Raw genomic sequence first — 12559 nt, forward strand, 5'->3', positions numbered from 1 at the left:
TTTTATGAAGAAGAGTTTAATTATCATGTTTACAATTCTGGGTTTTTTGCTTCATGCTCAAACAGTAAAAATCAAAAGAGGAATTGTAACGCTTGAAGGTGTGCACGTTGCCAAAGTTTTTAATAAATCTAATGTCTATACTTTTATGGATCTTAAAGAGACTCCGATCTACACTGTGGAATTTGTAGATAAAAGTATAGTAGACTCTGTAAGAGACAGTTATATTAAATTAAACAGAATTTATAATAAGGATAAAACACTTGAGCTGGATTATGTTTCACCATCTGCATTTTCGGGGGAAGAAAAATCTGCTGCTTATACCTGTGTAAAAAGCCTGAAGATTATTGACGAAAGAGGAATCAATATCAAAAATTTAGATGAACTTTTCAAAACTGCTCCTAAAAGAAAACTTGATAGCAAAACGAAAGATGCATATACCACCAGAAGCAAAATTGATAAATTAAATATAACCGTCAATAATGTCGGTGAAATATTAAGTAATGGAAAACCAGTAGGTTATTTTACCAATTTGCCTGTAAGCTTTGGATCTGAAGATACGATTACTGATAAAACTTTTGTAGATATTGAAATTTATGATGCCAACAGCAAATACATCGGAAAATACATTACCACTACAAAACAAATTAAAACAGCTGGTGGAAAAACGTTTACCTTATACAGGGAAATGTCAGGACGTGCATCTCTTCTGAAATTTCCAACCTATAAAGCCATAGCCGAAAGAATGGCAATTCTGGATCCGAATTTTATCAAAATCCAGGAAAAAGTAATTGTAGGAGAAGTTAAAAGAGATGGTATTGAGAAATGATGGTAGAAATTTGCATTAATATAGCTTGAATAGTTTTAAAAATTATAGAAAACTTCGGAAATAATCTGGAGTTTTTTTTATTTTAAGAATATTATTAAAAATTTACAGACTCAAAATTACTCCATTTTCTTTCAATTGCTGCATCGGTTTTGAAAACCAGAATAATTCAAAATTTTCAAAATTTTCTTCAAAATCAGATTTAAGTTGCTGAAGTGTAGGCTTTTTCATATTTTCAACTGAGTATTCACTGAATATTTTTATCAGCCATGCAGCATGCAGCTCATCAAAGTCAGCAGTTACAATATTGGTTTTTAAGTGTACTGTAATTTTCGTGTACGCATAATTGTACTTCTTTTTTGTTTTTATTCGATTCTCAGCGATTACGTTTTTGGCTAAAAAAATTATTTTCGAATTTCCTTTAAATGTAAAATCATCATTTTCAAGCAAGGCATCATGAATATAATCCGGATGAACGGTTGTTCTTGGAATTTTAAAATCAAACCATTCCTGAAGAGGAAGCTCAAAATTAATTCCGTGCATATAATTGAAAAGTGATTTTTTTAAACCCAAACTAAATTTTCCATGATTGATTCCTGTGCGATCTGTAAAATCCACATCATTGTTTGCAAAATAAATTTCCTGTTTTATTGGGGTAACTCCAAATTCTTCAGGATTTAATCCGACAGGTGAGTGGGCAGTCATTGCAAACTGGTGCCAGAATCCACTTTGCAAAATTCCCATTTCAAAAAGCTGGCGAACCATTTCCAGGGAATCCACTGTTTCCTGAACGGTCTGAGTAGGATAACCATACATGAGATAAGCATGGATCATGATTCCTGCTTCCGTAAAATTTCTGGTCACTTTCGCAACCTGTTCAACTGAAATTCCTTTATCGATCAATTTCAGCAAACGATCACTTGCCACTTCAAGTCCTCCCGAAACAGCAACGCATCCGGAAAGTTTTAGAAGAAAACATAAATCCTGGGTGAAACTTTTTTCAAAACGAATATTAGTCCACCAGGTTACTACAAGATTTCTCCGCAGAATTTCTAAAGCAACTTCTCTCATCAAAGCCGGAGGTGCTGCTTCATCCACAAAATGAAATCCTGTTTCCCCGGTTGTACGAATCAGTTCTTCCATTCTGTCTACAAGAATTTTTGCAGAAACAGGCTCATAGATTTTAATATAATCTAAAGAAATATCGCAGAAAGTACATTTCCCCCAATAGCATCCGTGAGCCATTGTCAGTTTGTTCCATCTTCCGTCGCTCCATAAACTGTGCATCGGATTGGCAATTTCAATCACCGAAATGTATTGGTCCAGCAATAAATCTGAATAATCGGGAGTTCCGATGTCGGCTTGTTTATAATCGTGCCTGGAAGAATTATTTTTATAGGTAACTTTTTCATTTTCAATTAAAAAAGTTCTTTTGAACTGAGATTCTTCACTTTGTTCAGAATGACAAATATTTTCATAAAGCAGTTCGATTGGTAGTTCTCCGTCATCCAAAGTAATGAAATCAAAAAATTCAAAAACCCTTTGATCTTTAACTTCGCGCAATTCAGTATTTGGAAAACCACCACCCATTGCTGTTTTTATGTGTGGATAATTTTCTTTAATGAATTTTGCACATCGGAATGCAGAATATAAATTTCCTGGAAAAGGAACTGAAAAGCAAACCAGCTTTGGCTGAGCAGAAGCTAATTTTTCATTGAGTACTTTTAAAGTGATTTTGTCAATAAATGTCTCATTCCCAATAATTTTTGCATAAAGTTCATCAAACGAATTGGCACTTTTTCCCAAACGTTCCGCATATCTGCTAAAACCGAAATCGGGATCAATATTCTCTACAATATAATCTGAAATATCTTCTAAGTATAAGGTTGCCAAATGTTTAGCTTTATCCTGAAGCCCCATATTTCCGAAAGCAAATTCCATATCATCCAGTTGGTTGAAACGTGAAGCTTCCGGAAGAAAATTCATGGAACAGATCTGTCTTGCCAGGGTTGGTGTTTTGCCCTGCAGGAAAGAAATTACCTGATCGATGGTCTTGATATATTCGTCCCGTAATGAAAAAATACGCTGTGAATTTTCAGAAATATCGCTGATCTCAATTTCTTTGTTGAAAATGTTGCTGATTCCGTTTTTGGAAAATAACTCCAAAATAACCTCAATTCCCAAATCTGCCTGGAAAGATGAAATGTTTTTAGTGTTCAAAAAACCTTTGATATAAGCGGTAGCAGGATAGGGTGTATTAAGTTGTGTAAAAGGCGGAGTGATTAGAAGCAGGTCTTTCAACAGTAAAATTTTTGCAAAGTTAAGGTTTTCAGAATATATTAGTTCAAAAAAAAACCACTGATCATTCAGTGGTTTTAATGTATACTTTTTAAATTTCTTTAAAACTTAAACCTTGTTCGGCAAGCAGTTTTTGCTCCTGATCTTTATAATGACCGCCAACAAGTTTATCGTGAATAGCCTCAAAAGCGGCTAGTGTTTCATTAATTTCAGAATCGGTATGTGATGCTGTAGGAATTAATCTTAGTAGAATCATTCCTTTAGGTATCACAGGATAAACTACTACAGATGTGAAGATTCCATAGTTTTCTCTCAAGTCTTTCACTAAAAGGGTTGCTTCCACTGGAGTTCCCTGCATCATTACCGGAGTTACACATGTGTTGGTATCACCAATGTTGAAACCTCTTTCTTTTAAACCGTTTTGAAGCTTGTGGGTATTTTCCCAAAGCTTCGCTTTGATTTCAGGTCTTGTTCTTAACAGTTCCAGTCTTTTCAAACCTCCTATTACCATTGGCATTGTTAGAGACTTAGCAAAGATCTGAGATCTTAAATTGAACTTCAGGTATCTGATAATTTCTTTATCACCTGCGATAAAAGCCCCGAACCCGGCCATTGATTTTGCAAAAGTAGAGAAGTATACATCGATCTGATCCTGGCATCCCTGCTCTTCACCAGCCCCGGCCCCGGTTTCACCCAGTGTTCCGAATCCGTGTGCATCATCAACCAATAACCTGAATTGATATTTTGATTTTAATTCACAGATTTCTTTCAGTTTTCCCTGCTGTCCTCTCATCCCGAAAACCCCTTCAGTAATTACAAGAATACCGCCTCCGGTTTCTTCGGCTACTTTGGTTGCCCTTTCAAGGTTTTTTTCAAGACTTGCAATATCATTGTGTCTGTAAGTAAATCTTTTTCCTGCGTGAAGACGGACACCATCCACGATACATGCATGAGAGTCAACATCATAAACGATAACGTCATTTCTTCCTACCAAGGCATCAATGGTAGAAACCATTCCCTGGTATCCGAAGTTTAATAAATAGGCAGATTCTTTTTGTACAAAATCAGCAAGCTCTTTTTCCAATTGCAGGTGTTGCTCCGTTTCTCCGGACATTGCTCTTGCACCCATCGGGTAAAACATTCCGAATTCTGCGGCAGCTTTCGCATCAGCTTCCAACACTTCCGGGTGGTTACACATTCCAAGATAGTCGTTCGCACTCCAGAAAATAACTTCTCTTCCCTGAAATCTCATTCTCGGGCCGATAGGTCCTTCTAATCTCGGGAAAATAAAATACCCTTCACCATAATCTGCAAATTGTCCAAGAGGTCCTGGATTTTCTTTTATTCTGTCAAAAATATCCAACATTTTTATTAATATTTTAAGTAAAAAAGCCTTTTGTGGTTACAAAAAGGCTTGATTTGTATAACTTTTTTATCCTTATTTAATAAATTCGGTTTTAAAAACTTCATCGTAGTTGTGAACACAGTTGTTTACAAAACCCTGCTCTGCCATCCATTTATCACTGTATACTTTGGTAATATATCTGGAACCGTGATCAGGATAAATCAAAACTACCATATCATTTTCTGAAAATTCGTGAGACTGGGCATATTGTATTAATGCCTGGGTAACCGCTCCTGTAGTATATCCTCCCATAATAGCTTCTTTCAGGGCGATCTCACGGGTTCTGTAAGCAGACATTTCGTCGTTTACCCTTACAAATTCATCTACTTTATCGAAAAGAAGGGCAGAAGGAATTAAATTTTTTCCCATTCCTTCAATCTGGTAAGGATGCACGTCTTCTTTATGAATTTCTCCTGTTTCATGATAGCTTTTTAAAATAGATCCGTCTGCATCAACACCAATGATTTTGATGTTTGGATTTTTCTCTTTTAAAAATTTTGCTGATCCGGACAGTGTTCCGCCGGTTCCCGTGCACGCAAAAAGGTGAGTAATTTTACCTTGCGTCTGTTCCCAGATTTCAGGGCCGGTAGTCTGATAATGTGCATCAATATTCAGTTCGTTGAAGTATTGATTGATGTATACTGAATTGGGTGTTTCTGAAGCTATTCTTTTGGCAACTTCATAATATGATCTCGGATCATCTGCAGGAACGTTGGCAGGACAAATATAAACAGTAGCTCCCAATGCCTTCAGATAGGCAATTTTCTCAGGCTTAGTTTTATCACTTACTGCAAGAATACATTTATATCCTTTAATAATGCAAACCATAGCGATTGAGAATCCTGTATTTCCCGATGTAGTTTCTACGACTACGGAATCTTCTCTTAATAAACCTTTTTTCTCAGCGTTTTCTATAATATGAAGTGCGATTCGATCTTTTGTGGAATGTCCAGGATTATATGATTCTAACTTGGCATAAACAGTTGCAGGAATTTCTTTCGTCACAGTGTTAATCTTCACCATAGGAGTATTTCCTATTAGGCCAAGTATATTATCGTAAACATTACTCATTATTTGTTATTTTTCAATAAAAATCTGTCGGCAAAAATACAAAAAAATAAATTTATTTCTAAACTTTTGTTTTGATTTCTAACCTCTAAAATAGATAAAAAAAATTTTATATTACTATTCAACAGATAAACTTTTCAAAAAACGAGCCAAATTCTTTAAATTTTGTTAAAAACCGCCTTAAATCATAGAAAAGCCTTATTTTCGCGTAATTGATTTAATACTATGAAAAATTGGACTTTCAGGCGATGGAACACCGTTCTAGGATGGGTAGTTTTCGTCATTGCATTTATTACATACTTGTCCACCATAGAACCGAATTTCAGTTTTTGGGATTGTGGCGAGTATATTTCCTCGGCGGTAAAACTTGAAGTAACGCATGCTCCCGGAGCCGCATTATTTCAGATTGTGGGTGCTGTGGCAGCCATGTTTGCATTGGGAAATGGCGAAAATTATTCTATCGTAATCAATGCGATGTCCGCATTGTTCAGTGCGTTTACGATCCTGTTTTTATTCTGGACTATCACTCATTTGGTGAGAAGACTTTTAAATAAGGATTTTGACGAAATTACCAAACATCAGGAAATTTCCATTCTTTTTGCGGGAATTGTAGGAGCTTTATGTTTTACCTTTTCAGATACCTTCTGGTTTTCCGCGGTGGAAGGGGAAGTATATTCCATGGCTTCTATGTTTATTGCACTGTTAGTCTGGTTGATTACCAAATGGGAAAATGAGTACCAGCTTCCGGACAATGAACGATGGATTATTCTGATATTCTTTATTCTGGGACTTTCTGTAGGAGTACACATGATGTGTATGCTTGCGATTCCTGCTGTATGTTTTATTTATTATGCCAGAAAATACACTTTTACCTGGAAAAATTTTATCTGGGCCAACGGTATAACGCTTTTAATTCTGGCGATTGTTTTTAAAGGAATTTTCCCGTTCATCATGACCATGTTCGGAAAACTTGAAATTTTCTTTGTTAATGGATTAGGTTTGCCTTTCCATTCAGGAACAATTGCTGCGTTTATCATTATGATTGCGATCTGTTATTTCCTCATTTCCTACACCAGAAAGATGAAGAGAAATATATTTCAGACCATCGCTTTATCTGTAGTATTTATGATGATTGGTTTTTCATGCTGGATGGTGATTCCTATCAGGGCAAATGCCAATCCGCCGATGAACCTTAATGATCCGGACAACGCTATCGGGATGCTGGATTATTACAATAGAGAACAGTACGGTGACTGGCCAACGATTTACGGTCAAAACTATACCGCTTATCTTGATGCTAAAGGAATTGAAAAAAATGAAGACGGAAGCTTCAAGACACAAAAAACCGGTGAGATCTATGAAAAGGATGAGAAAACCGGAACGTACAGAAAGACCGGAGACCGCTTCAACTATGTATTCAATAAAGCGCATGTCGGTTTTATGCCGAGAATGTTTAATGAAGATAAAGATGTTATGGCCAACTACATTTCTATGTACGGCGCGCCAGACTTTAGCTTTAATTATGGCAACGAAGATGTTTCAGACAGCCCTGAAGCAAAGCAGATTTTTGATGAACTCAGAAAAAAATATGAAGATAAAACGATTACTGCTTCCGATTATTTAAAAGTAAGACCGTACGATCTTATCAATGTTCAGAGACCTTCTTTAGGACAGAATTTGGATTATTTTATTACTTTCCAGAATGGATATTACTTTGTACGATACCTGATGTGGAATTTTGTAGGACGTCAGAATGATCTTGAAGGAAATATGGAAAGCACTCGTGGAAACTGGATTTCCGGAATTTCTTTTATTGATGATTCCATTGTAGGAAATCAGGATAAAATGCCTGCAAAATTTAAAAATGAAAGTACGGTGAAATTTTTCTTTTTACCACTGCTTTTAGGACTTATCGGCTTCTTTTTCCAATTGAATAAAGACTTCGGCAGATTCTATGCCATGCTTTCAATTTTCGTATTAATGAGTGTGGGAATCATTTTCTATACCGGTGTAAAACCATTTGAACCAAGAGAAAGAGATTATGCAATGGTGGGTTCGTTTTATGTTTTTGCCATCTGGATTGGCTTGGGTGCGGCGGCCATTCTCTGGTTCCTGCAGTCTAAAGTTAAATCTAACGCAGCCAATATCGTTGCGGGAGTGGTTCTTTTGGGAGTACCTTTTATGATGGGCTTCCAGAATTATAATGTACATAACAGGCACAATCGGTATACCTCATATGACTATGGATATTCTGTATTGAAATCTTTGCCTAAGAATGATATTTTATTCGTGTATGGTGATAATGATACATATCCGGTTTGGGCGATCCAGGAGACGGAGCAGTTCAGAGACGACGTAAAAGTGGTTAACTTTACCCTTGCTTCCACTCCATGGAATATTGATCAGATCAAAAGAAGAACATATAATGCGGCGGCTGTTCCGGGTGTTTTAACGCATGATGATTACAGAGACGGTACCAACGACCAGATCTATATGATGAAAAAACAAGATTGGGAAGGGGTTTTCTCAATGCTTAAAGAACAGGGAGCTCCTGAAACAGAGTTTGCGGAATTCAGAAAATATCTTGTTCAGGATTCTATGACGATGAAAGAAGCTCTGAATTTTCTTAAACATTCATCTTCTGCGAAAAATGAGCTTCTGAAAATGTATTTCGGAGAGGAAAAATATGAAAAATACAATATTTTACCGGTTAATAAATTCATTCTTCCTGTAAATAAAACCAATGCGGTAAATTCAGGGATTATCAATGCAGCTGATCTCCCGAACACAGTAAATCAGATCATGATTACGTACAAAGCTAATACATTGTATAAAAACAATCTGATTATGCTTGATATTTTGGCTAATTTCGACTGGAAAAGGCCAATCAGTTTCTCTTCAGGAGGAATCTACGACAGTGAGAATGTTTTCTATCTGGATGAATATCTTCAATTCGACGGATTTAGCTACAGGCTGATTCCTATCCATACTCCTCAGACACCGGACGGTGAATTGGGAAGAGTAGATGCGAATTCTTTATATAATGTTGTTAAAAACTTCAGATGGGGTAATTTTAAAGATCTGAATACACATTTCGATGAGACGGCTACTTCCAATATCATCAGCTACAGATCTTCTGCAAGCAGAGCAGCGGCGGCGTTGGCTACAATGGGACAAAAAGGAAAAGCAATTGAACTTCTTGATCTGGCATCAAGGGAGATTCCTGCAGAAAAATATAATGATCCTCGTTCATTGAGTTCATTGGTTTACGGATATATCGTTTCAGGTCAGGAAAGTAAAGGATTAAAGCTGGCAGAAGTACTGAAGAAAGGTATTTTTGAAGAATACGATTACTATATGAGTCTCAGCAAGTCGGATCAGAACTATCTGAGAAGGCAGATCAGAACAAAGCCGATGGAATATTCATTAGTCATTTCTGCGGTTACGGATGCTTACACTCGAATTGGACAGAAAGAAAAAGCATATGATTATCTCGTAAAATCCATTGAACCAATCGACAAGAAATTCAATACTTTTGTTGAAAATCTTAAAGAAATGGGCAAGGAAAAAGCAATGAATGAATCTGAGCAGGTACAGAAGATCACACCATTCTACCAATATTTATTTGATATTATGGAACCTTTTGACTCCACTTATTCGAAAGAAAAGGAAAGCCAGATTACCAACGCAATCATTAAAGCGACACAATAATAAATAAAAACGGAACTTCGGTTCCGTTTTTTTTATGTTGGGAATCAAATAATTAAAAAGAGTATATTTGTCCTGACAAAGAAACACAATGAAAGAAATAAAAAATCATAGAATCCCGGTTTATGCGGTACTTGTTACAGTACTTTTAAAATTATTATTTTTATTAACCCGCTACATTCAGGAAGATGCATTCATTACCTGGAGGGTTGCTCAGAATCTCCTGGATTACGGAGTAATCGGATTCAACGGGAATGATAAAATTTCAGCTTCCACAACGCATTTATATGTTTTTGTCTCTTATATTTTTAACCTGATTTTCGGAAAGGAAAATTTTATTGAGCCGCTGCTTATTTTCAATTCGATACTTTTTACTATCGGCAGCCTTTTTCTCTCACATCTGTTGCTGAAAAATGTCTGGAATAAAGCTCTATTTATTTTTTTAATAGGAATTTTGCCACCGGCTATAAAAATTTCGATTCTCGGAATGGAATACGGCATTCTCTTCTTTCTTGAAATGATGCTTTTGTATTATGGTTTTGGTAAAAGTAAAAAATGGGCTCAGATCGTATTGCCGGTCTTAATTATATTCACCAGAATTGATACCGTAATTTTTCTGGGAGTTGTCTTTATCATTGATATTTTATGGAATAAAAAAATACGCTGGCTTTATATTTTTGGCGGAATTTTAGGGGCGGCCGGTTTATTGGCCTTTAACTGGCTGTATTTCGGAGAAATTGTTAATAATACGATTGTCGCTAAAAAACTGGCCTATGATAAATATTATACATTCCATCAAAACCTGGATCATTTTATACAGAATTTCGGAAATTTCTGGGGAATGCTCAAGCTTCCGGGAAATTTCAATCCGTTCACTATTGTATTGCTTGTTTTTGAATGGCTTTGTTTTATTTATTTAATCAGGCAAAAAGAAAAGAGAAACTTTTTCTTATGGATTATTTTCATTTTCGGATGGGTAAAACAGCTGATTTTCCTGTCTCAGAAAAGTATGTTCGACTGGTATTACTGGGTGCCTCAGATTTTACTTTTTGTTCCTGTTTTACTTTTTGTTCTCGAGCAGAAAATAAAAAGAAACCTCTGGCTGACATTATTAATAATATTCTACAGCATTCCTATGCTGACTTTTCAGACAGTTCATGCGATCGCTACCGGAAATGGTGAATGGAACTACAGACGTACAATAGGTCTTTTTTTAAATTCTTATGAAAAAGATAAAAATCAATGGATTTTTCTTGAACCGGCAGGGTATGTTCCTTATTTTTCAGGACTGAAAACAATTGATGAAGTAGGGCTGGTTGACAAAAAAGTTCAGGATGAAATCAGAAAAGACAAAAAGAACTTTTGGATCAACACAATAAAGAACAGAAAGCCCAAATATCTGCTCTCTTATGATGATTTATTTAAATCTGAAAATGCAGAATATATAAAACTTCATTATAAACTCATCAAAGAATTCCGTGTGAAAGATCATTTGAGAAGTAATCATTTTATTTTGCAGAAAATCTATATTTTAAAACCTTCCGGGTCAGATTACAATTTATATGAAAGAATTGATTAATTTCGAAAGATTTTCAACGTCATAATTTAAATTAAAAAATGAAATACTGTGCATTTTTGCGGGGAGTGAATGTGAAAGGGACCAATATGAAAATGGCCGAAGTAGGTGATGTATTCAAAAAGGCAGGAGCAGAGAATGTAATTTCGGTACTTGCTTCAGGGAACATTCTTTTCACCTCGGAAAAAAAACCGGAAGAATTAAAAAACATTCTTGAAAAAGCAATGTCTGATCATTTTTCATATGAAGCTTTTTTATTTATAAAATCTCAACCCGAAACCGAAAAGTTCTGGAACGGAAATCCTTTTGCAAAAAATGAAAACCTTCATTGCTACAGTTTTATCGGAAATGAGGGAATTGAAAATATTTTGATGAAGGAATTTGAATCTGCAGCGAAAACTCCGCAGGAAGAAGCTAAAATCATTGATCATATTTTTTACTGGCAGGTACCGAAAGGAAATACTCTGGATTCTGTATTCGGTAAAATTTTAGGTAAGAAAAGTCTTAAAGATCAATTTACGAGTAGAAACATCAATACTTTTGAGAAGATTTTAAAAGCATTCAGCAAAATGTGATTTTGAAAATACTGAGCTTTTTCTAATCGGTTCTGCCAAATAAGAACTGAAATTCTGTCGAAATTCTTTACATGCTTATTATCAAAAATTCAAATTTGTAAATGATTATTCACTGATTTGAAAATTCACATATTCTCTCTCTCGGAAAATAAATTCTAAAATTCTTACAAGTATTTAAGTTGTACAAATTATTTTTAAGATGTACACTTTTCTGGAAAATAATTGTTTCATACCAGAAAACGTGACAAAATAATATAATTGTTACTATAACGCAGTAATACTATGAATACGATCTGCTTCTTATTATAAATTAATGATTTATGTAGTTCATAATAAAAATAATTCACATTTTTTATCTCTATTGATTACAATCATAAAAAACAATTTCAGAATACTTTAGTTTTGTTCTCAGATTATTGAAATATTTTAAACGACCTGATGTAAAGGATAAAGGCAGCATTAAAGGAACTGGCGTGGTATGTATGTGGTATTTTAATTCAGGAAAATTTTAATCATTTTTTCTTTCTTTGTCTTTACCTAAAATATAATCGCATTTTTTGTGAAAATATTTTAAAATTAAATGCAAAAAGCAGGAAAAACGTAATTACTACTAAGACAGGCCAATTTTCAAAATGATAAAATATCAAGCATAAAAATAAAAACTTTAAAAAACGGGGAATAACTCTTAGGAGGTTTTTATAAAAAAAAATAATGCTGAAGCTTACAACAGGAATTAGTAGAGATGAGAAAACATTATGAAAAACGAAAAGACTGAATTCAATTTAGAAGATTTAAACCAAAAGATTTTTGTGCAGGATGAAATTTTGGCATTAGCAAAAGAAAATTCTCCACGTCTGTTGAGCAAATTCAGATTAGTGGATCCGGACTTTTTTAAGAAATTGTCTGGTATTCAGCCCAATTTAAAAAATTCTGAGCTTATTTTTTGTATCTATTTAAAGCTCAATTTAACAACAAAGGAGATTGCAACCTATACTTTTGTTACTCCTAAAGCCATTCAAAACAGGAAGAACAGGCTGAGAAAAAAATTGAATATTGCATCTAATATTGATATTTATAAATGGTTTAATGAACTTTAAACCATTTTT

The 12559-nt window shown here is 34.8% G+C and carries 8 protein-coding genes; 5 read left to right on the top strand and 3 right to left on the bottom strand.

Annotated features, from left to right (window positions below; translation table 11 throughout):
• Positions 1-4: 4 nt before the first annotated feature.
• Positions 5-826, top strand: a complete 822-nt coding sequence (locus ODE14_RS03700) for a hypothetical protein (protein WP_263603011.1) — start codon at positions 5-7, stop codon at positions 824-826.
• 102 nt (positions 827-928) lie between these two features.
• Here ODE14_RS03700 and ODE14_RS03705 read toward each other — a convergent pair whose 3' ends face one another.
• From ODE14_RS03705 to ODE14_RS03715, 3 genes are all read right to left on the bottom strand, one after another.
• Positions 929-3124, bottom strand: coding sequence for a B12-binding domain-containing radical SAM protein (locus ODE14_RS03705; protein WP_263603012.1), 2196 nt, complete (start codon positions 3122-3124; stop codon positions 929-931).
• Positions 3125-3212: 88 nt separating this feature from the next.
• On the bottom strand, positions 3213-4487 hold the full coding sequence (locus tag ODE14_RS03710; RefSeq protein WP_263603013.1) for an aminotransferase class I/II-fold pyridoxal phosphate-dependent enzyme: 1275 nt from the start codon (positions 4485-4487) through the stop codon (positions 3213-3215).
• Between the two features lie 72 nt (positions 4488-4559).
• The gene (locus ODE14_RS03715; RefSeq protein WP_263603014.1) at positions 4560-5597 is read right to left on the bottom strand and encodes a PLP-dependent cysteine synthase family protein; all 1038 of its coding nucleotides are present in this window, start codon (positions 5595-5597) and stop codon (positions 4560-4562) included.
• A 222-nt stretch (positions 5598-5819) separates the two neighbouring features.
• On the opposite strand from ODE14_RS03715, the gene ODE14_RS03720 reads away from it, so the two are divergent.
• The 4 genes from ODE14_RS03720 to ODE14_RS03735 all read left to right on the top strand — a co-directional run bounded on the left by ODE14_RS03720 (position 5820) and on the right by ODE14_RS03735 (position 12550).
• Positions 5820-9305: a DUF2723 domain-containing protein gene (locus ODE14_RS03720; protein ID WP_263603015.1), complete on the top strand. Its 3486-nt coding sequence runs from the start codon at positions 5820-5822 to the stop codon at positions 9303-9305.
• Between the two features lie 88 nt (positions 9306-9393).
• On the top strand, positions 9394-10881 hold the full coding sequence (locus tag ODE14_RS03725) for a hypothetical protein (protein ID WP_263603016.1): 1488 nt from the start codon (positions 9394-9396) through the stop codon (positions 10879-10881).
• A gap of 38 nt (positions 10882-10919) precedes the next feature.
• A complete protein-coding gene (locus tag ODE14_RS03730; protein WP_263603017.1) occupies positions 10920-11453 on the top strand; it encodes a DUF1697 domain-containing protein in 534 nt (177 codons plus the stop codon).
• A 755-nt stretch (positions 11454-12208) separates the two neighbouring features.
• Positions 12209-12550, top strand: coding sequence for a helix-turn-helix transcriptional regulator (locus tag ODE14_RS03735; RefSeq protein ID WP_072882520.1), 342 nt, complete (start codon positions 12209-12211; stop codon positions 12548-12550).
• Positions 12551-12559: the final 9 nt, after the last annotated feature.

The organism is Chryseobacterium sp. PET-29, assembly GCF_025736815.1.
Taxonomy (GTDB): Bacteria; Bacteroidota; Bacteroidia; order Flavobacteriales; family Weeksellaceae; genus Chryseobacterium; species Chryseobacterium nepalense.